The following is a 21,382-nucleotide window of genomic DNA, read 5'->3' as shown; positions in this document are numbered from 1 at the left end:
TATGGCGTGGGGGCTGCCCTTTTGGCATTAACCCGAGATGGATATGCCGTTACGCTTAATAGTCGCGTTTTCAATTATCGCCGCCAGCGTCGTGGTCGGTGTACCTGTTCTCGTGATGCTCGCTCGTCGCCGCCAGGCAGACAAACTGCGGCGGCGTGGTATCAAAAGCTATAACCGCATCCCCCGCGCCTCGTCGGTCGGACCATCGTCGAACGATCAATAGCCTTCGCTCAGATCGGCTACGTTCCTCATCGGCGCTCCTGACCGAAACGCGTCGAGATTTTGGAGGAACAGCGTCGCGCCGCGCTTGAACATCGTCGTCTGGCTCCGGCCGGAAAGGTGCATGGTGACGATCGCGTTCGGTGCTGACCATAAGGGATGATCGGCGGGCAGCGGTTCGGGATGGGTCGGATCGAGAAACGCGCCGGCGATCGATCCATCCGCAAGCGCCGAGCACAATGCCGCGTCATCGATCATCTCGCCGCGTGCGATGTTGATCAACCATGCCGAGTTCTTCATGCTCTCAAGCTCGGCCTTGCCGATCATAGCCTGAGTCGCGCCGGTCGACGGGGCCGCAAGAACGACCCAGTCGAACGTGCCGAGCTGGCCGCGCCAGGCGTCCGCTGTCGTCGTACCGTCGCGACCGGTCCGCGTGACGCCGATGACGTCGACGCCGAACGCGGCAAGGCGATCGCCGATCAACCTGCCGATCGTGCCATAGCCGATGATCAGTGCCTTCGTGCCGTCGAGTTCGACCTTGCCCGGCGCATCCTTGAGCCATTCGTGGCGGTCGTGCGCGCGCAAGACCGTATCGAACCGCTTGGCCGCGACCAACACGCCCATCACCGCGTATTCCGCAACGGTTACCGCATTGATGCCGGCACCGTTCGTCAGGGTAACGCCGTTGGTCTTGAGAAAGTCGAGCGGGAAGGCGTCCAGTCCCGCATAGATCGTCGAAACCCATTTCAAGCGCGGTCCGGCAGCACGGATCGCTTCGGTCACGAGGTGGGTCGGCTGCATGTCCACCCAGGCGATGTCGGCATCGGCGATCATCGCGTTGGCCTCGGCGGGCGTCGAAAACCACGCGACATCGAGCGCGGGGGGAAGATGCGGTTCGAGGAGCGGGCGGGCGGCGGCGGGTAGAACGGCTTTCATAGGTCAAACATCGGCCCGCGACGCGCCCTGTCAAGCACTGCGCGCAACGGCGGCGCGCGATCACACCGCGCGCGGAGCATCTGTCGGGCGGTCACCCGCCCGTCACCGCGGCGACATTGTCGTCGCCGTTGCGGTCGACGTAGAGATTATAGGGGTCGACCCCCGCAAAGGCTGGCTTGCGTTTCGTGATGATGCGGATCGCCTGTTCGCCGGAGCGGACCTGACGACGTTCCTTCAATATGACGTCGTTGGCGGCGAAGCTGCCAAGGCCCGGGCGCTGGTCGAAGACACCGACGTCGATCGTGTCGTCGAGCCGCGCCGGCTTCTCGGCGCCGACGCCATTGGCGTAGAATTTCGCAGCGTCGATCGTCAAAACGGTCTCGTACAGTCCGTCGGACCGCTTGCGCGTCACCGCCGCCTTGGTCTTGAGATCATACACGGTGATCCGGTCGAGGAGATCCAGCACGAGTTCCGTTTCGGCCGGGGTCCGTGCCAGCGAGAGGAAGCCGTCGACCAGATCGAGCGAGCGCGGATACGGCTTGTTCTTGAACCGGTAGCGCGCGAGCAACCCGCGGAGCATCGTGTTCACCCGAGCCTCGCCGAGCCGATCCTGGAGCAGATACATCACCAGCGAGCCCTTGCGGTAATGGATATAGCCCTGGTTCTCGACCCGATCGAGCGGGACTTCCTCGACGACTTCGCCGCCCCGCGAGCGGAGATAGCTGTCGAGCTCGTACTTCAGGAACCGGCGTATCTTGTCGTCGCCATATTGGTGTTTCATCACCATCAGCGCCGAATATTGCGCCATCGTCTCGATCAGCATCGAGCCGCCTTGCATGTCGGCGCTGATCAACTGATGGCCCCAATATTGATGGCCGAGTTCATGCGCCGTGACGTAGCTGATATAGTCGATCTTGGTCGGATCACGGTTGTCGGCGATGAAGCCGATCCGTTCGGAATAGGGGATCGTGCCAGCGAATGCCTGTGCGTAGCTCGCATAGCCCGGATATTCGAGGATGCGGGCATAGTCGAACTGATAGGGTCCGAAATTGGCGCGGTAATAGCGCAGCGATCGCTGCATCGCATCGAGCATGCGGTCGACGTTGAAGGCATGCTGCGGGTCGTAGAATACGGTCAATGCGGTAGCGTCGGCGATCCGGGTCTTTTGCGCGTAGGCAGCGGACTGGACCGAGAAGAAGGCGAGGATCGGGACGGTCGAAACGAACCGCGCGGTGCGACGACCATCGACGACGCTATCGGAGACTTTTCGCCCGGGGGCGACCGGCACCTGGCCCGCCAGCGTCGAGACGGTGATGTCGGACCGGACCCATGGTGCATTGTCGAGCAGGTTTCGATCCTGCGCGCTTCGGTCTTCAAGCTTGGCGGGACGAAGCTCTGGGGACAATCCGTATTTCCTACGCTTGGACCGGTCCTGGAGAAGACCGTCCTTGCTCATGCCGAGTTGCGGGGAGAATTCGGCGTTCTGGAGAAATGTCCCGTTGCCGACTACGCGGGTGTCTTCGCCGTTCGCGACAAGCCCGCGTTGCCAGCGGGTCGCGTGGAACGTCAACGTCCCACGAGCGCCGGGCGCCAGCGGCGTCGCGAACCGATAGATCCGGTATTGCAAATCGGCATCGTTCATCACCAGCGTCGCACCGGGGATGACGACCGCGCCCAGCCGCGTCTTCTCGTCGCGCAAGCGGACGTGGAGGTCGTGGACCGGCGCGCCGGTATCGTTGACGAACGCATAGGTGCCATCGGCCTCCAGTCGGCGCTGGTCGGGATAGAGCGCGACATCGAGTCTGATATCGGTGACCGAGGGCTGCTTGACGCCGAAATAGCGCAGATACTTCTTTTCGTACGCCGCCTGCCGAGCCTCTCCGTCCTCGGTGGTGCGATAGGTGCCGATGACGTCTATCTGGTGATAGAGAAAGGCGCCGGTCGCGACCGCGACGAGCAGCGCGCCGGCGAGAACGACGCCCGGCGTGCCGAGCAAGCGGCGCGGCATCTGCGCCAGTCGAACACGAAGCCGCGTCTCGGTCCCGCGTCGCCACAGCAGGTGTGCGAAAACGCACAGACCGACCGCGATCGAGCCCCAATAGAGTCGCAGCCACCAAGCACGCGGGCCACCGATCTCGGCACCGTTCATATCGGACAGCTGGACCGCCCCGGTGCTACCGTAATCGTAGAGCGGATGTTCGAACCCGAGGTTCGCCAGCGTGATGGTCGCGACCAGATAGACGACCATGATCGCCCAGCCGATATATTTGTTCGGGCTGAGCGCCTGGACGAGCACCGCCAGCACCGCGAGGATCACTGCGTTTACGGTCATCGGCAGCACCCACCAGGCGAAATATTCGCCGAGCGCGAGCGTCATCTGGCCTTGGGCGAGCTGGACGATGCAGGCGGTGACGACCGCCACGACGGAGGTCGCGAACAGCACGCCGGTGATCGCCAGGATCTTGGGCACCAGATACGCCCAGTTGGGCAGCGATGTCGCATCGACGATCTCGTGCATCCCGCGCTCGCGGTCGCGCCAGACGAGCTCGCCCGAATAGTAGATCGCGATGATGATCGGGATGATACTGAACGCGCCCTCCAAGGCCCCGATGACCGCGAAGGTCAGCGGGCGGATCGCGGTGCCGTACATCTCGTTGGACGACAGCAGCGCGGCGAGTGCGTTGAAGATGCCGATCAGCATGAGCACGAGGAACGCCGGGCTGCGGAATACCAGCGCCATCTCGAACCGGCAGCGTTCGCGCAGGCGCGTCCACGCGGCGGCATCCGGGCGTGCGGGGGGCAGGCGGTCGACCAACATCGGCGGGGTCGCGGCGAGCTTCGCGGTGGTGCGCCGTTGCTTGCGCAGCGCGCGTTTCGAGACGCCGCGCTCGGCGAACGAAAAGCGCGCATAGGCGATGCCGATCGCAACGAAGCCGATCAGGATCGCGAACAGCCGGTTCCACACGAGTACGCCGGCGAAGGGCGGCAGCCCGGCATTCGCCTCGCTGGCGGTGAAATAGCGCGTCGTGGTGCCGAACGCGCCAAGCCCGAACGGTTCGAGATAGCTTCCGACCACGCGCCATTCCGGCTTCGCGCGCAGCACCGCGTTGATCGCGAGGTACAGGACCAGGAAGACGATGACGCCGAGATAGCTGTACATCATCGACCGCGTGATCGTCGCGACGGCGAAGAAGATCGCCGACGTCATGAACACGCTCGGCAGCGCCAGCAGGAAATAGGCGTAGGCATAGTCGCCAAGATGGTTCGGCCCGAGCCGCTCGGCATCGACCCACGGCATCAGCGACCCGAGCCAGATCGCCAGCGGGATCGCCGCGAACGCCACCGCCGCGGCGCCGAATGCGCCGAGAAAGCGTGCTGTCAGGTAATCGAACTTGGAGACGCGGGTCGATCGCACCATCGGTCCGAACCCGCTCTCGTCATCGCGGACGATCACGTTGGCGACGAACGCGGTCGTCACGAACATGAAGAAGAGCGACATGATCAGATGGACCTGCGCGATCGCGACCGGGGCGTTCTTGTGGATGTTCGCGCCGCTGCCGATCTGAATCTGCTCGATCGTCATCGATCCGAAGCTCAGCAGGAAGAACAGGATCGCCACGGTCCAGAAGACCGGATTGCGGAGCTGATAGCGTAGTTCGAAGCGGGCGATTTGACCGAACATCAGGCGGCGACGCTCTGCGCGGGCGCCGCGGAACGATTGCGGCGCGACCGGGCCAAGGTCGAGAAATAAACGTCCTCCAGACCGCCATGCGCTGCTGCAAAGCCGTCGCCGGGATCGTCGGTCGACAGGATGTGGATGATCGTCCGCCCGGCAAACAGGCGCGTCGATATGACTTCGTAGCGTCGCTTCGCCTCGTCGAGCTCGTCGCGACCGATCGTCTTCGCCCATACATGGCCGCGGGTCCGCTGGATGAGGTCGAGGGGAGCACCTTCGAGCTGTATCCGGCCCGCGGCCAGCACGGCCATCCGGGGGCACAGATCGGCGACGTCCTCGACGATGTGGGTCGACAGGATGACCACGACGTTCTCGCCGATCTCTGCGAGGAGGTTGAGAAAGCGGTTGCGTTCCTCCGGGTCAAGGCCTGCGGTCGGCTCGTCGACGATGATCAGCGCGGGGTTGCCGATCAGCGCCTGCGCGATGCCGAACCGCTGGCGCATACCACCAGAAAAGCCCGCGATCGCCTTTTTGCGGACCGACCACAAATTGGTCTGGTTGAGCAGCGTCTCGACCGTCTCCTTACGCTCGCGCGCCGAGGCGATCCCTTTCAGGACCGCCATGTGATCGAGCATGTCATAGGCCGAGACCCGCGGATACACGCCGAAATCCTGCGGGAGATACCCGAGCGTCTCGCGCAGCGCCTCCGGATTGGCGATCACGTCGATGTCGCCGAATCGAATCGCGCCGGCGGTCGGGGTCTGCAATGTCGCCACCGTCCGCATCAACGTCGACTTGCCCGCGCCGTTCGGCCCGAGCAGTCCGAACATCCCGTTGGGAATGCTGAGGGTTACGTCGTCGAGCGCGCGCGTACCATTGGCATAGACGTGCGAGACATTGATCAGGTCGAGCATGGAACCCCCGTTCGTTTCGGAGGGCAACGTATCAAGTGTATTGCCAATGTAAAGCAGTACCACGTCGGCGCGTGCGCTTATCGTCGTGATCGCACCGAAACGGCGCGGTGTCCGCCTGGGGCCGCGGTGCCCGACCACGATGATGATCGAGAGCGATACCCGGCGCGAAAGTCAGGGGGGAACGGCGTCTCGGCCATTGCTTGGCTGGCAGGCTGCGGTACAGGATCGGGGTGCAAACCGTTGAGCCAATGCCTTAAGCCGGGCACTCGACGGAACATCGGACCATCGCCGCGGTGCGTGGAAAAGGTAGAAATGCTGTGGGGACGTTCGCATTCTTGGGCGGCGGTAGCGGTAGGGGCGGGGGTGAACTGGCGACGCTCATCGGAGCGTTCGACTGGTCGTCGACCGAGCTCGGGCCGATCGAGACCTGGCCGCAGCCCCTGAAGACCGCGACGTCGATCATGCTGTGCGCGCCGGTGCCGATGGCCTTGCTGTGGGGTGCGGACGGCATCATGCTCTACAACGACGCGTTCGCGGGCATCATCGGTGCGCGCCACCCCGCCACGCTCGGCGCTCCCGTCGAGGAGGCCTGGCCGGAAGCGAGCGCGTTCAACAGGCATGTTCTGGACGTGTGCCTGGTGGCGGGCGAAACCTTGTCGTTCGCGCGTCGCGATATGACATCCTATCTCCCGACCCGCGACGATGCCGTCTTTCTCGACCTCAATTACTCGCCGGTTCTCGATGAGCGGGGCGTGCCCGTGGGGGCGCTGGCGATCGTCGTTGAAACCACCGATGCCGTGCTCGCCGAACGCAGCTTTCACGGCGAGACCCATACGCTGGAGACCCTCAACGTTACCGGCGCAGCGCTCGCCGCCGAGCTGGAACTGGAGCCGCTGATCCAGATGGTGACGGATGCCGGCGTCAAGCTCACCGGCGCGCAGTTCGGGGCGTATTTCCATAACCTGATGGATGAGACCGGCGAGAGGCTCCATCTCTTTACGCTGGCAGGGGCCGAGCGTGCGGCATTCGAGGCGCTCGGGCGTCCGCGCGCGACGGCTGTGTTCGGCCCGACCTTCCGCAACGAGGGCGTCATCCGGTCCGATGATATCCTTGCCGACCCGCGCTACGGTCGCAGTGCGCCGCATTACGGGATGCCCAAGGGCCATTTGCCGGTGCGGAGCTATTTGTCGGTGCCGGTCGCGTCACGATCGGGCAAGGTGCTCGGCGGCCTGTTGTTCGGCCATTCCGAGATAGGGCAATTCACCGAGCGGCACGAACGCCTGCTCGTCGGCGTTGCCGCGCAGGCGGCGATCGCGATCGACAATGCGCGACTGTTCAAGGCCGTCCAGACCATCAACGACACCTTGGAGAACCGCGTCGCGGAACGCACCGCGGAGCTGACGCAGGCGCATGAGGCGTTGCGGCAGGCGCAGAAAATGGAAACGCTCGGTCAACTGACCGGCGGCATCGCGCATGACTTCAACAATTTGCTGACGGTGATCCGAGGATCGACCGACCTGTTGAAGCGGCCCGATCTAAGCGAGAATCGCCGGACGCGCTATATCACGGCGATTGCCGATACCGCGGACCGTGCGACCAAGCTCACCAACCAGCTATTGGCGTTCGCACGACGGTCTTCGCTGACGCCCGAAGTGCTCGATGCGCGGATGATCGTGTGCGGGATGAACGACATGCTCACGACCTTGTCGGGGGCGTTCATCGAGGTATCGTTGCGGCTGCCGGACGAGCCGTGCCGCGTCAATGCGGATGCGAGCCAGCTGGAAACGGCGATCGTCAATCTCGCGGTCAATGCACGCGATGCCATGAACCACCGAGGCCGGCTGACGATCGACGTCGGCGAAGCGGATCGTATCCCGGCGGTACGCGGCCATCCGGCACGGGACGGCGATTTCGTCGCGATCGCCATCCGCGACACCGGCACCGGGATCGACCCCAGCCATATCGATCACATCTTCGAGCCGTTCTTCACCTCCAAGGCGGTCGGCCACGGCACCGGGCTGGGGCTGTCGCAGGTGTTCGGGTTCGTAAAACAGTCGGGCGGCGAGGTGATCGTCGACAGCCGGCCCGGCAAGGGCGCGACGTTCACCTTGTATCTTCCGCGCGAACGCAGCGAAGCGCCGATCGCCACCGACCCGGCGCGCATGGTCTATCCCGAACAGGCGCCCGTCCGTATCCTGGTGGTCGAGGACAACCCGGACGTCGGTGCATTTGCGATCGCGGCACTCGGCGATCTGGGCCATGACATCGTCTTCGCCCGCGACGCCGAGGAGGCGCTGGCCACGCTCGAAGATCTCGCGCCGCCGGTCGACATCGTGTTTTCAGACGTGATGATGCCGGGCATGAACGGGATCGAACTGGCGCTCGAGATCCGCCAACGATTTCCCGAAACGGCGATCCTGCTGACCAGCGGCTATAGCGAGATCATATCGAAGGAGGGGGCGTACGGGTTCGAGCTGCTACGCAAACCCTATTCGATGGAAGAGCTTGCTGCGGCCATCCGTAACGTGACGACGCCGATGGCGGCCGCTGCCACGGCAGGCGCAGCGGACGCCTAGCGGCCGGTCATCCGCTGGCAAGGTCGGTGCAATAAGCCGCGACCATCGACCGAATATCGACCCGCGCCTTCAGCCTGGCGGCCAGCAACGCGGTGCCGCTGATCTTGCGCTGAACGAACAGCGTGTCGATCGGCGGGAGATGCCATGTCTCGCGGTCGCGGGCGATCTCGGTGCCCTGTTCGCGGAGCACGCCGACGAACGCGCGGTCGCCGAAATCGAACGGGCCGGGCTTGGCGAGTTCACCCAGGATCACGTCGATCATCCGGTCGACCAGCGCGCGATGCCGGGCGACCGCCGCCTCGCCGAGGAAGCCCGCGGCGATCGCAGCCTCGCGAACCGCATCGCGGTCGCCCGCCAGTGCGGCAGCGAGCAGGCGGCGATAGCCTTCGCCGGTCTCGGCGGGGAGGGGGCGGGCCGCGCCGAAATCGAGCAGCACGAGCTTTTCGGTATCGGGTTGCCAGCGATAATTGGCGAAGTTCGGATCGGTCTGCATCAGCCGCCAGTCGAACAGTTCGCGCAGAACCAGCGATATCAGATCGCGCACCACGCGGTCGCGCACCTCCTGGGGGGCGGTTTCAAGCGTCTCTACCGGAACGCCGGTGACGAAGCTCATCGCCAGCACGCCCGGCGTCGTCAGGTCGGCGACCAGCGATGGTACCACGAAGGTGGTTTCGCCTGCGAGCAGATCGCCATAGCGCGCCAGCATCGACGCCTCGCGCAGATAGTCGGCCTCCTCGTGAAGCTGGCGCTTCGCCTCGTTCAGCAAAGGCGCGATGTCGAGCGTCTTGGGCAACAGCCCCGACACGCGTAGCAGCGTGGCGACATTGTCGACATCGGCATCGATGCTGTCCTTCACGCCCGGATACTGGACCTTGATTGCCAACTCCGATCCGTCGGGCAACCGTGCGCGGTGGACCTGGCCGATCGATGCGGCGGCGACCGGATGCGCCTGGAAATGCGCGAACCGCCGCCGCCAATCCTTGCCCCATTCGGTGGCGAGCACACGGTCGAGTTGCTGCGGCGGCATGTGGTGCGCGTTGTTGCGCAGCTTGGCGAGGATGGTCGCGAGTTCGGGGGGCAGCATGTCGCCCGCGTCCATCGAGATCATCTGGCCAAGCTTCATCGCCGCACCGCGCAAGTGCGATAGCTGGTCGGCGACGCGCGTGGCGTTGGCGGGCGTCAGCAACAGGTCGCCCATGCTCGGCCGCTCACCGCTGGCCAGACGTCGGGCGCCCTCGGCTACCACACCGCCCGCTACACCACCGGCGAGACGTCCGAAGACGCCGAGACGGGCGAGGCGGCCACTAGGAATCGCGCGTCCTGCGCTGGCTTTGCTGCCGCGGTCCTCGGTCAAATCAGATCCTTCGCGGGGTGGAATTGCTCGCGTATCATATGGGGCGAGGAGAACGGGGTGCAATTGATGTGAGTCACCGCGGATCGATAAGGTCTCGATCCTCCCCCTTCAGGGGGAGGTGGCAGGCGCCGCCTGACGGAGGGGAGGGAGGAGGAACGTACGTTGCGTGTCCTCCCCCTCCGTCGCCTTCGGCGCCACCTCCCCCTGGCGAGGGAGGATCGCTCCGACGCTCTACTCGGCGTCGGTCAGGCGGTTTGTCGGTGGGGCGGCCTGGAGCGGATCCGCAAGTATCGTTTCGCCCAGCGAGGCCAGCACGGCCGCGGCGAGCGCGTCGAGGCCGTACGGCTTCTCCAGCATGATCGCGTCGGTTTCGTCGGCGACCGATGCCGTATCGCCGGTCGCGAAGACAATGCCGACCCCCGGCCTGAGCGCCCGTGCCGTGCGCGCGAAATCCGGTCCGGACACGCCAGGCAGGTTCACGTCGGTCACCAGCGCATCGATCGGCACGGTTTGGAGCGCCGTCATCGCGTCCTCCGCGCTTGCCGCGTCGACCACGACGAAGCCGCTACCCTGCAACATCTCGGCGGTGTTGGCGCGGATCAGCGCGTCGTCCTCGACCAGCAGGACGGTGCGGCGGGCGGGGGTGTCGAGGCGGCGGTCGGCGTCGATCCGGGCATCGCGCGCGGCCTTCGCGGCGGGGCTGCCCGCACGCTGGCGGTTGGCGAGCACCTGACGGAATTTCCGGGCGAGCGCCTCGCGCGTGTACGGCTTCGACAGCAGGTCGAGCCCCGCATCGAGCTTGCCGCCATGGACGATCGAGTTCTCGGTATAGCCCGACGTGAACAGCACCGCGAGATCGGGCAGCCGTTCCTTGGCTTTTCGCGCGAGTTCCGGGCTTTTCAGCGTGCCGGGCATCACGACATCGGTGAACAGGATATCGATCGGCACGCCGCTCTCGACCACGTTCAGCGCACTGGCCGCGTCGACCGCCTTCAACACGCTGTAGCCGAGATCGGTGAGCAGCTCGACGACGGTGCCGCGGACCTCGTCATCGTCCTCGACCACCAGCACGGTCTCGGTGCCGCCGGAGATCGGGCTGGCATCGGCGACGACCTCGACATCCTCGCTCTCCATCGCGCGGGGCAGATAGAGCTTGATCGTGGTGCCTTCGCCGACCTCGGAATAGATCTTCACATGGCCGCCGGACTGTTTGACGAAGCCGTAGACCATCGACAGGCCGAGGCCGGAGCCCTTGCCTTCGCCCTTGGTCGAGAAGAACGGTTCGAAGACCTTTTCGATGATCTCCGGGCTCATGCCGGTGCCGGTGTCGGACACCGCTAGCATCACATATTGGCCGGCTTCGACCTCGTCATGGCCCTGCGCGTAGCTGTCGTCGAGATGGGCGTTGCCGAGTTCGATCGTCAGCTTCCCCTGGCCCTCCATCGCATCGCGCGCATTGATCGCGAGGTTGAGCAGCGCGTTCTCGATCTGCGCGGGGTCGATGAAGGTGTTCCACAGTCCGCCGCCGACCACGGTCTCGATCTCGACGCCTTCGCCGATCGCGCGACGCAGCATGTCGCCCATTCCACGCACGAACCGCGTGACGTTGACGACCTTAGGCTCGAGCGCCTGGCGACGCCCGAACGCTAGCAGTTGCGCGGCGAGCTTCGATCCGCGCGTGACGCCGGCCATCGCGTTGGCGACCCAGCGTTCGGCGCGCTCATTGCCTTCGAGATTCTTGCCGAGCAGCTGGAGGTTGCCGGAGACGACCTGGAGCAGGTTGTTGAAGTCGTGCGCGACGCCGCCGGTGAGCTTGCCGACCGTCTCCATTTTCTGCGACTGGGCGAGCTTGGCCTCGGCCTGGCGACGCTCGTCGATCTCGCGGATGACGCGGGCTTCGAGCGTCTCGTTGAGCTGGCGGAGCTGATCCTCGGCGCGCTCGCGGTGGCGGACCTGGCGGGCGAGCGCCTCGGCCTGGTCGCGCAAGGCGGCTTCGGCAGCGCGCTGGTGGGTGATGTCGGTGTGGACGCCGACCCATTCGAGCACCTCGCCCGCGTCGTCGAGGATCGGCAGGCCGCGCACCGCAAACGTGCGCCACGTGCCGCAATGGCGACGGACGCGGTGTTCGAAAACGAACATCGACTTGCTCAGGACGGCGGCGGTCCAGGCCTTGATCGTCGAGGCGACGTCGTCGGGATGGATTGCGTCGGCCCAGCCGAAATTCTGGTATTCGTCGATCGACTGGCCGGTGAGCGTCGCCCAGCCGGGTTGCTCGCCGATCATCCGGCCGTCCGGGCTGTTGGTCCATAGCACACCGTGGACCGCGTCCATCGCGGTGCGGAAGCGGCCGTTGCTGATGCCGAGTTCGGCCTCGCGTTCGGCACGCTCCTCGACGTCGATGCCGAGCACGTAGATGCCGGGTATCGAGCCGTCCGCGGCGGTGTGCGGTACGTAGCGGAATTCGGCGCGGCGGGGACGCCCGTCGCGGTGCGGGAAGACGGTCTGCGCGATGAAGCTTTCGCCCGCCAGCGCGCGCTCGAACGAGGGACGGCGATCCTGATATACCGTGTCGCCAAGTACCTCGCGAACGGGCTTGCCGATCATCGACTCAGGCACGACGCCGAGCCACTCGTCGTAGTGCGCGTTGGCGAGGCGATAGACATGGTCGCGATCGACGTATGCAATCAGCATGGGCACCGCATCGGTGATGCGGCGCAGTTCGGCTTCGCTAGCGACGAGGCGGTGCTCGGCTTCGACTCGGCCGCTATTGTCCACCATCGTGCACAGGACGCCGCCGACCGTGCCGCCGGCGCAATAGATGGGCGTGTAGAACAGGTCGAGCGTCAGCAGCTCGGGACCGTCGTTGCGCTGGAACAGGATCGGCTGGTCGCGATAGGCGACGGTCTCGCCGCGGAAGCCCGCTTCGAGGACGGCGCGGTTCCAGTCCCAGACTTCGGGGAACGCGGTCACGACCGGGCTGCCGAGTGCGGCGGGGTGGCGATCGCCGGCGACCGCGCGGTAGCTGTCGTTGTAGAGCATGATGTGCTCGGGCCCCCACATCACGACCTTGGCGACGGGCGAGTTGAGGATGTTGGCGAGCGTGACTCGCAGCTCGGCGGGCCACGAGTCGATCGGGCCGAGCGCGGTCGCGGCCCAGTCGCGCTGGCGGACCAGCATGCCGCATTCGCCGCCGCCGATCAGGATTTCGGCTGGCTTCTGCAGGGCGTCACGCGCGCGCATCTGCTCGAGCGCGGTGCGGACGATCGCGGTGGCGTCGCCGTGGCCGGCGGCGGCGAGTTCGTCGATGTAGCTGCCGATGTCGGAGGGCAGGGAGACGGTGCGCGACGAGAGGAGCGACGAGCCTGGATTTGTCATGCCGGACTAGTGGGTTTGTGGGGCACGCGTGTCAATGAATACGCGTGGTTAGGGGGGACATGCCCCGTGCAGCACCCGTCACCCCAGCGAAAGCTGGGGTATCAGATTGGGCGTACGGATCGCTCATCACGGGGATACTCCAGCTTTCGCTGGGGTGACGGATGTTCGAAGGGGCGGCGTTCGGTATTGCAGGAAAACAAGGGGGAGCTGCCGTTCGAGACTGCAGCTCCCGATCTCGGGCCGGTCAGCCCTCGGTACGCGGCAGGCCCAGTGGGTTGCCGTGCTTGACCGCCTTGGGCAGCAGCGCGTCGGGCAGGTCCTGGTAGCAGACCGGGCGCAGGAAGCGCTCGATCGCCGCGGTGCCGACCGAGGTCGTGCGCGGGTCCGACGTCGCCGGGAACGGCCCGCCATGCACCATCGCCGGGGCGACCTCGACACCGGTCGGCCAACCATTGGCGAGAATGCGACCGGCCTTGCGCTCCAGCACCGGCAGCAGCGCGGCCGCATCGGCATGATCGCCCTCGTCGATCTGCAGCGTGATCGTCAGCTGCCCCTCGATCTTCTCGATCACGCTGCGGACCTCGGCGAGATCGGCGCAGCGGACGATGATCGAGGCAGCCCCGAACACTTCGTGCGACAGCGCGGGGTCGGCGACGAACGCCTTGCCGGTGGTCGAGAACAACGCCGCCCGGCCGCGGTTGGCGCCTTCGGCTTCGGTGCCGCGGGCGAGCGTTTCGACCGCACCGTTGCCGGCAAGCGCGGCGACGCCCTTGTCATAGCTGGCGTGGATGCCGGGGGTGAGCATCACCTGCGGCGCTGCCTCGCCCAGCGCGGCGGCAGCCGCAGCAACGAACACGTCCAGATCCGGTCTGTCGACCGCAACGACGATGCCGGGGTTGGTGCAGAACTGGCCCGAGCCCATCGTCAGCGACCCGACATACGCCTTGCCAAGCGCCTCGCCGCGTGCCGCGAGCGCCGCCGGGAAGAGGATCACCGGGTTGATGCTGCTCATCTCGGCATAGACCGGGATCGGCTCGGGGCGCGCCGCGGCGAGCGCCACCAGCGCAAGGCCACCGCCACGCGAACCGGTGAATCCGACCGCCTTGATCCGCGGATCGGTGACGAGCGCGGCGCCGAGTTCGTTGGCAGGGCCCTGAACGAGCGAGAACACGCCCTCGGGCAGGCCGCACTTGGCGACGGCAGCCTGGATCGCCTTGCCGACCATCACCGACGTACCGGGATGCGCGGGGTGGCCCTTGACTACGACCGGGCAACCGGCGGCGAGCGCGGAGGCGGTGTCGCCGCCCGCGACCGAGAAGGCGAGCGGGAAGTTCGACGCACCGAACACCGCGACCGGACCGACCGCAATCCGGCGCTGGCGGAGGTCGGAACGCGGCATCGGCTTGCGATCGGGCTGCGCCTGATCGATCACGACCGAGGCCCAGGTGCCGGCGCGGAGATGCTTGGCGAACAGGCGAAGCTGGCCGGTGGTACGACCGCGCTCACCCTCGAGACGCGGGCGAGGCAGGCCGCTCTCCTGGATCGCGCGCGCGACGAGTGGCTCGTGGATCGCCTCGATCTCGTCGGCGATCGTCTCGAGGAAGACCGCGCGGGCCTCGGGATCGATCTCGCGGAAGGTGTCGAACGCGGCTTCGGCGAGCTTGCACGCGTCGGCGACGTCCGCCTCGCTCGATACCGCGAAGGCGGGTTCGATCTTCGCGTCGGTCGAGGGATCGATCGCCAGGAAGGTGACGTCGCTGCTCACGGCGCGCGCGCCGATCGGGAAGGTGCCGTCCATATCAAGTCTCCAGGTCAGTCCGGGCGCGCCGCATCGTCATCAGGGGGCGGCGCGCGACGCGCAAGCAATATTAGTGGGAGCGGTAACACGCAAGCGCAAGGCCGACCCGCGACATCAGTGCGGTGCCGAATAGTCGAGCCAGCCATACGCTCGCAGCCACGCGACCGCGCTCCTGCAACGGGGCCACTCCGTCGCGATCCCGGGCGAGTTATCGCGATTTCAGTAGCATAGCGGCCGACGCATGGGCGCTATGTCGCGCTGCTTCAGCCGTCAGCGCAGTGTTTCATTTGGCATCGGACGTCGACTGCGCGACCGCTCCAGAAGACGGCTTCGGCTTGACGTAGCGGTTCAGCCAGTCGGTCATCTGCCACAGCGTTTCCTGGGTCGACTCCAGCGCGCGATAGCCATGCGGCTCGTTCGGCAGGACGACATAACGGACGGTCGCGCCATTACCCTTAAGCGCGGCGTACATGCGTTCGGACTGGATCGGGAAAGTGCCACTATTGTCGTCCGCGCCGCCGTGGATCAGCAGGATGGGCGCCTTGATCCGGTCGGCATAGGTGAACGGGCTCATCTCCGTATAGGTCGGCGTCGCCTGCCAATAGGTGCGCTGTTCGGCCTGAAACCCGAACGGGGTCAATGTGCGGTTATACGCGCCCGAGCGGGCAATGCCGGCCCGGAACAGATCGGTATGCGCGAGCAGATTGGCGGTCATGAACGCGCCATAGCTGTGCCCGCCGACAGCCATCCGGGTGCGGTCGCCGACACCCAGTTTGACCACCGCATCGACCGCGGCCTGCGCGTCCAGCTGGAGTTGCTTGATATAGGTGTCGTTGGCTTCCGCGCCGCCTTCGCCGATGATCGGCATCGCCGGATTATCGAGGATCGCGTAGCCCTGGGTCAGCAGGAACAGATGGCTGATGCCGCGTGGACGGACGAAGCGATTACCCTGGTCGACGGTCTGTCCCGCGACCTTCGCGTCGGTGAACTCACCCGGATAGGCCCAGAGCAAAGTCGGCAGCGGCCCGTCGCGCTTCGCGTCATAGCCGGCGGGCAGATACAAGGAACCGGACAGCGGGAGCCCGTCGGTCCGGGCGTAGGTGATCGTGCGCTGCGTCACGCCGGCAAACACCGGGGCGGGATCGGCGAACGCGGTGATCGGCTTGGCGCTGCCGCCCTTCACGCTGCGGATCATGTAGTTGGGCGCGAGCTTAGCGCTCTCGCGCCGGGTCAGGATGCGCTGCGCCTTGTCGTCGAGCAACGCGACGACCGTCTCGTAATAGGGCGCCTTGGCGGTCCATAGCCGGGTCTGCTCGCCGCCCGTCAACGGCATCGTCGCGAGGAACGGGAAGGCGCCTGCCTTGGTCGCTCCCTCGCCGGTGACGTAGATGCCGTCATGCGCGGGCTTGAAGCGCATCACCGGCTTACCCGCGGCATTGTCCTCGAGCATCGGATCGCCGGGATTACCATATTGATCCTGGTAATTGCGCGTCGACACGGTCCGAGTCTGGCCCGGGCGCGATGGTGCGACGGCGAGGCGATGCTCGGTGCGCGACCGCCATTCGCGATCGATGATCATCGCGAAGCCGTCGTCACCCCAAAAGGTCTCCGCATAGCGGGCCGGGGTCATCGCCAGTTCGACGGGAGCCGCATCGAACGGCGCGGCCTGCATCATGACCTTGTCGTGGAACGCAATCTTCGCGCGGGGATTGCCGCCGTCGAGCGCTTCGGCCCAGACCAGCGTCGCCGGTGCATCCGACCGCCATGTCGCCTCGCGCGGACCCTTGACGGTGGCGTCGAAGTCGACCGGCAGATCGTCGGCGAGCGGGCGGTCGACCAACGTCTTCACCGGCTGGCCGTCGATCGTCGAGACGGCGATCTCGGTCGGGAAGAAGCGCGCAGGAAGGAGATACGAATAGGGCCGCTTGAGCCGTTCGGTCAGCAAGTAGCGGCCATCAGGCGAGACGCTGAAGTCGGTGATCAGCGCCGGCGTCCCGATCGGCCGAGTAGTGCCGGCCAGATCGACCCGGACGAGCTGGCCGGTAAAATAATGGTCGAACAGCGCCTCGTCATGCGCATCGCCGAGCAGGTCTTCATAGGTGCGCGCAGCCGATGTCCGACCGGCGCTTTCCTGTACGATCGGGCCGGTCGGGGCGATGCTGGCGGCGGGCGCCGCACCGCGGCCGGCGGGAACGGTGTAGGCGATCAATGCGGCGCTGTCGGGCATCCAGGCGAACGGCGTGCCGAAACTTCCGTTGAGGCCCTTGGCGACCGGACGCGCGGTACCGTCACGATCGGCGATCCACAGCGACAAGCCCTGCGGTTCCTGCGCGTAGAAGGCCAGGCGGCGGCCGTCGGGCGACCAGTCGGGCGCGGCGAACCGCAATCCGGCGGGCAGCTTTACGGTCACGGTCCTGCCGCTCGCCACGTCCTTGAAGCTAAGTGAATTCAGCCACTGCACGCGGACCTCGGCCTGCCCGTTTGTCGCTGGGTCGATGCGATATCCGCCAAGACGCAGAATGGGTTTCGACAAATTGACGATCGACGGCAAGCTTTCCCGACCGAGAATCGCGACGGTACGGTGGTCCGGGCTGATCGCGACACCGGGCGTCGGCGGCGTTTCGAGCGCTTTTGCGATCGCATCCGGGGCTCGGTGATACGGGGTGCCGGGCGTCTGGGCCGTGGCGGTGGTGGCAAGGAGCAGAGCGATCAGACAGGCACCGGCGCGCATTGATATCCCCTTGTTCGATATGCGCGGTTGTTTGGCATGGCGGTCAATCGGACACCAGATCGAACTCCCCGCAGTACGATCTCTATTCAGAGGTTATAGTCAGAGGGGATGGGGGATGGGTGCCCGCTGACCGGTCCGAGAGCGATACGCCCGGTCGCGCCGCAACCGGGTGAGGGATTGCGGCGCGGGTTGGTCAGGCGGGTTGACCGTTGCCACCGGTCGATCCGAAGATCTGGCCGGTCGAGTAACTCAGCGACGGATCGGCTGCCGCCACGTACAGTGCTGCGATTTCCGCAGGCTGACCCGCGCGGGCCATCGGTGAGTCGCCGCCGAAACTTCGTAGCTTTTCGGGCGTAGCGCCGCCGCTGACCTGCAACGGCGTCCAGAACGGACCCGGCGCAACCGCGTTCACCCGGATACCGCGGCTCGCCACCTGCTTCGCCATGCTCTTGGTGAAGTTCAGCACGGCGGCCCGCGTCAGGGCATAATCGACGATGTCGGGGGAGGGGTTGCCGGCCTGCTCGGAGGACGTATTCACGATCACTGCGCCGGCACCCATCCGCTCGAGCGCCGCCTTCGTCAGCCAGAACGGCGCGTAGACGTTGGTCTTCATCGTATCGTCGAAATCCTGGCTGGATATGTCGGCGATACCCGGACGGGTCTGCTGGCGCGCGGCATTGTTGACCAGGATGTCGAGCCCGCCAAGCTGCTCTGCCGCCTGCTGGACCAGTCGGCGGCAAAATCGTTCGTCGCGGAGATCGCCGGGGATCGCAACCGCCTTGCGGCCTTCGGCCCGGATCAGGGCGATGACTTCGCGCGCGTCCGGTTCTTCCGCAGGCAGATAGTTGATCGCGACGTCCGCCCCTTCACGGGCATAGGCGATCGCGGCGGCACGACCGATCCCACTGTCGCCGCCGGTAATCAGCGCGCGCTTGCCGGCAAGCTTTCCCGATCCCTTGTAACTCGTCTCGCCGTGATCCGGCCGCGGCGTCATCTTCGATGCGAGACCGGGCCAGGGCTGGCGCTGCACGGGATAGGGTGGTTTCGGATAGGCAGCCGCCGCCGGTGTCGTCGCGGCGGGTTTGCCGCCATCCTGTGCAGCGGCGTGAGCCGTCGTCGCGACGACCGCGCCTGCGGTTATCGCAGCGCCCGTCACGAAATTGCGCCGTGTCGTATCGGTCATGGTCATAGCTCCCGGGGTGATCGACAGACCAAGCGCTAACCGGTGGAGTCTGTTCCAAAGTCTTTCCTGTTTGGGGAAGTATCCACCTTGTCGTCAGTCGCCGCGCGCTACCCATCGACAGCGAACTGCTCGCCAGACCGACATGGCCGGTCCGACTGGAGGGGCTGGGGCAGACGGGATGACACCCAGAGCCGGGGCGTACGCATGGTTGAGCGAGCGTCGGGTCGCACGTCGTGAACCGGCGAGGGCGTCACGTTGCAATTCGTCCGTTGGTCCTCAGTTATTGCAAGGGTTGCCCTGCGAAAAGTCGGCGACCATTATTGGCCGTTATTTGGCCGAAGACTGGCCGGGCGGTCCGAAAACCTCATGGTTGCACCAAACGACAACACCGCGAAGCATCGGCATCCGCAAGAGGACTCAAGAATAGTTATTCGTTCGGAGCCCTGCAAGCGTTGCGGACGGTGACGGCGCCACCATGTTGGCGTAATGCACGACGATCTGATCCATCTTGGCCTTATCGACGAGGAAGACGTCGTTCTAGACGAGGCCGCGCTGGCGTTGGCTTTGCTCGACCATCCGGAAACCAGCCGCGACTTCTGCCTAGGCGTATTCCGGGCGATCGCGGACAGGCTGGCGACGATTGGCGCCGACGCTAGAGACGCCAGGTCGCAGGCCCTGCTCCTCGCCCAGGTGCTGGGCAGCGAATTCGGTTTTATCGGTGACCGGGTCACGTATGACGACCCCGCCAATAGCGACATGGTCCGCGTCATCGAGCGTCGCCAAGGCTTGCCCGTGACCCTGTCCATTCTCTACGTCGCGGCTGCGCGGCGGTTGGGCTGGACGGCAAATATGCTGGACGTTCCGGGGCACGTCCTCGTGTTGGTGGGCGAGGATGTGGTTCCGGTGATGATCGATCCGTTTCGCGGCGGTGAATTCGTCGATCGCGACCAGCTTGTCGTGCTGCTGCAGACGATGGACCCCGGGCGGGTTGCGGCGACCAGCCACGTCGCGACCATGTCGAACCGGGCAATCCTGCTTCGTCTGCTCCTGAATGCGGCAACGCGGGCCGAAGCCGGGGGGGAGGGGCGGCGCGCACTCACCCTGTATCAGCGCATGACCGTGGTGGCGCCGGGGTCGGGTCATGGCTGGTGGGAGCGCGCGCGTCTCGAACTCATCGGAGGCAACGTCGCCGGCACGCGCATGAGCCTCAGCGCGATGCTGGAAGTCACCCGCGAGCCCGAACTGCGCGCCAAGGTTTCGAGTATATTGACCTCGCTACAGGCGTGATCCCTTCAGGCGAAAACGCGGGGCCACTCGGGCGTCCAGGCGGTGGCGACCGAGGCTTTCCATGAGATGTGTCGCGTGACCGCCGCACGCGTGGTCCGGCGCTAGCCGGGAATACCCCAATTGGCCTCTTCGTCCGCTGCCTTGGCGGTGCGGACGAGATGCTCGACATAGTTCTGGAATATCGGAACCGTGAAGGTGACGAGCGTCGGCTCGCCTTTTGGCTCCTTGAACGTGAGCACGACGAAGCGGCCGCCTTCCTCGTCGAGGACGAGGCCGGCTTCCATTGCGCCGGGGCCACTGGGGGTAATGATGGTTGCGGTCATAAGGCGTCTCTCGGGTGGATCGTCACGAGCCTAGCGGACGCGGCCGTCGGGCAACATGGACTTTGCGCGTGCGTACCATCTTATACAGGTTCGTCGACGTGTCATTGCCGCGAGCGGCCAAGGTCCATGATCAAAGCATCGATCTCGTGCCGGTCGAACGTGTGCGGGCGGACGCGACGGTCGGGCAACGATACGGACAGGCCACGGCGTGCTTCCCGCGGCATTGCCGCGACCGTCTCCACCACGCGGTGGAGCGGACCTTCCTGCAAGATCTCGCGGCTTGCCCCTATTTCCGATGTTCGGTCGGTGACGCGGATCAACGTCGCCAGCTCGCTCCACGGGATGCCCATATTACCCCCTCCCAAGACACAGTCAGGCCGGGAGTTTAGCATCTCGTCCGAAAATCGAAATTGACGTGGCGCAATACGCCCAAGTTTCGAGTCCGGGCGCCACCGTCACCGTGGCCGGCGGCGTCCTAGGGACCGTCGGTGGTCTTGCGCCCTGCGATGCTCGCGAAATGGCGCTGGATATACGCCAGCTTCGGATCGATGTAGCGGCGGCAGAACGGCCGGTTGGAATCGGTCAGACAATAGTTTCTGTAGCGTGCCTCGGACGGTTTGAAGCCGACGAACGGAAGCACCATCGTCCGGGCAGGCATGCCGGACTCTTTGGCGAAGTGTGCGAGCGTTCGTGCCGCCTTATCGCGCTGGTCCGCGTCGAAGACATAGATCGCGCTGCGATACCGTCCCCCGGGCGAGTAGGTTCCGTTCGCCGAATGCGTGCGGAGGTGGACCTCGGCCAGTGTTGGCAGATCGATGATCGCCAGGTCGAACTGCACGATCACGCCCTCCGCCCAGCGGTCCGAAGGAGCCTCGGACCGGATGAAGCCCTGATCGACGTGGACGACGCCGCGCAACGCCTGGAAGACCGCTTCGGTACACCAATGGCAGCCACCGCCGAAACCGATCCTTTCCACCGTCAACTCCTCGTGCGAACCGTCTGGTGATACC

At 65.6% G+C, this 21,382-nt stretch carries 13 protein-coding genes; 2 read left to right on the top strand and 11 right to left on the bottom strand.

Annotated elements, in window-relative coordinates; translation table 11 throughout:
• Positions 1-216: 216 nt before the first annotated feature.
• The 3 genes from U1737_RS03430 to U1737_RS03420 all read right to left on the bottom strand — a co-directional run bounded on the left by U1737_RS03430 (position 217) and on the right by U1737_RS03420 (position 5,745).
• On the bottom strand, positions 217-1,155 hold the full coding sequence (locus tag U1737_RS03430; protein WP_332795608.1) for a D-2-hydroxyacid dehydrogenase: 939 nt from the start codon (positions 1,153-1,155) through the stop codon (positions 217-219).
• A gap of 91 nt (positions 1,156-1,246) precedes the next feature.
• Positions 1,247-4,837: an ABC transporter permease/M1 family aminopeptidase gene (locus U1737_RS03425; protein ID WP_332795607.1), complete on the bottom strand. Its 3,591-nt coding sequence runs from the start codon at positions 4,835-4,837 to the stop codon at positions 1,247-1,249.
• On the bottom strand, positions 4,837-5,745 hold the full coding sequence (locus U1737_RS03420) for an ABC transporter ATP-binding protein (RefSeq protein ID WP_332795606.1): 909 nt from the start codon (positions 5,743-5,745) through the stop codon (positions 4,837-4,839). Before U1737_RS03420 ends, U1737_RS03425 begins: the two co-directional genes overlap by 1 nt.
• A gap of 317 nt (positions 5,746-6,062) precedes the next feature.
• On the opposite strand from U1737_RS03420, the gene U1737_RS03415 reads away from it, so the two are divergent.
• Positions 6,063-8,321, top strand: a complete 2,259-nt coding sequence (locus tag U1737_RS03415) for a hybrid sensor histidine kinase/response regulator (protein ID WP_332795605.1) — start codon at positions 6,063-6,065, stop codon at positions 8,319-8,321.
• Positions 8,322-8,328: 7 nt separating this feature from the next.
• On the opposite strand, the gene U1737_RS03410 is transcribed toward U1737_RS03415, so the two are convergent.
• The 5 genes from U1737_RS03410 to U1737_RS03390 all read right to left on the bottom strand — a co-directional run bounded on the left by U1737_RS03410 (position 8,329) and on the right by U1737_RS03390 (position 18,762).
• Positions 8,329-9,675 carry an ABC1 kinase family protein gene (locus U1737_RS03410; RefSeq protein WP_248520603.1) on the bottom strand — a complete coding sequence of 449 codons (1,347 nt, stop codon included), beginning with the start codon at positions 9,673-9,675 and terminating at the stop codon, positions 8,329-8,331.
• A 231-nt stretch (positions 9,676-9,906) separates the two neighbouring features.
• A complete protein-coding gene (locus tag U1737_RS03405; RefSeq protein WP_332795604.1) occupies positions 9,907-13,050 on the bottom strand; it encodes a PAS domain-containing protein in 3,144 nt (1,047 codons plus the stop codon).
• 244 nt (positions 13,051-13,294) lie between these two features.
• Positions 13,295-14,848 (bottom strand): aldehyde dehydrogenase (NADP(+)), encoded by a 1,554-nt coding sequence (locus U1737_RS03400; RefSeq protein ID WP_332795603.1) that lies wholly within the window; start codon positions 14,846-14,848, stop codon positions 13,295-13,297.
• Between the two features lie 283 nt (positions 14,849-15,131).
• A complete protein-coding gene (locus U1737_RS03395) occupies positions 15,132-17,579 on the bottom strand; it encodes a S9 family peptidase (protein WP_332795602.1) in 2,448 nt (815 codons plus the stop codon).
• A gap of 193 nt (positions 17,580-17,772) precedes the next feature.
• A complete protein-coding gene (locus U1737_RS03390) occupies positions 17,773-18,762 on the bottom strand; it encodes an SDR family oxidoreductase (RefSeq protein ID WP_332795601.1) in 990 nt (329 codons plus the stop codon).
• A gap of 486 nt (positions 18,763-19,248) precedes the next feature.
• Here U1737_RS03390 and U1737_RS03385 point away from each other — a divergent pair, with 486 nt between their 5' ends.
• A complete protein-coding gene (locus tag U1737_RS03385; protein ID WP_332795600.1) occupies positions 19,249-20,049 on the top strand; it encodes a transglutaminase family protein in 801 nt (266 codons plus the stop codon).
• Between the two features lie 101 nt (positions 20,050-20,150).
• On the opposite strand, the gene U1737_RS03380 is transcribed toward U1737_RS03385, so the two are convergent.
• The 3 genes from U1737_RS03380 to U1737_RS03370 all read right to left on the bottom strand — a co-directional run bounded on the left by U1737_RS03380 (position 20,151) and on the right by U1737_RS03370 (position 21,348).
• Positions 20,151-20,372, bottom strand: a complete 222-nt coding sequence (locus U1737_RS03380; protein WP_248520609.1) for a hypothetical protein — start codon at positions 20,370-20,372, stop codon at positions 20,151-20,153.
• A 101-nt stretch (positions 20,373-20,473) separates the two neighbouring features.
• Entirely contained in the window at positions 20,474-20,722 is a 249-nt protein-coding gene (locus U1737_RS03375; protein ID WP_332795599.1) for a hypothetical protein, read from the bottom strand.
• Positions 20,723-20,847: 125 nt separating this feature from the next.
• Positions 20,848-21,348: a peptide-methionine (S)-S-oxide reductase gene (locus tag U1737_RS03370; protein WP_332795598.1), complete on the bottom strand. Its 501-nt coding sequence runs from the start codon at positions 21,346-21,348 to the stop codon at positions 20,848-20,850.
• Positions 21,349-21,382: the final 34 nt, after the last annotated feature.

The organism is Sphingomonas fucosidasi, from assembly GCF_036663855.1.
In the GTDB taxonomy this organism is placed as follows: Bacteria; Pseudomonadota; Alphaproteobacteria; order Sphingomonadales; family Sphingomonadaceae; genus Sphingomonas; species Sphingomonas faeni_B.
Note: the sequence above shows the minus strand (reverse complement) of the source record. Positions and strands in the feature narration are given on the sequence as shown.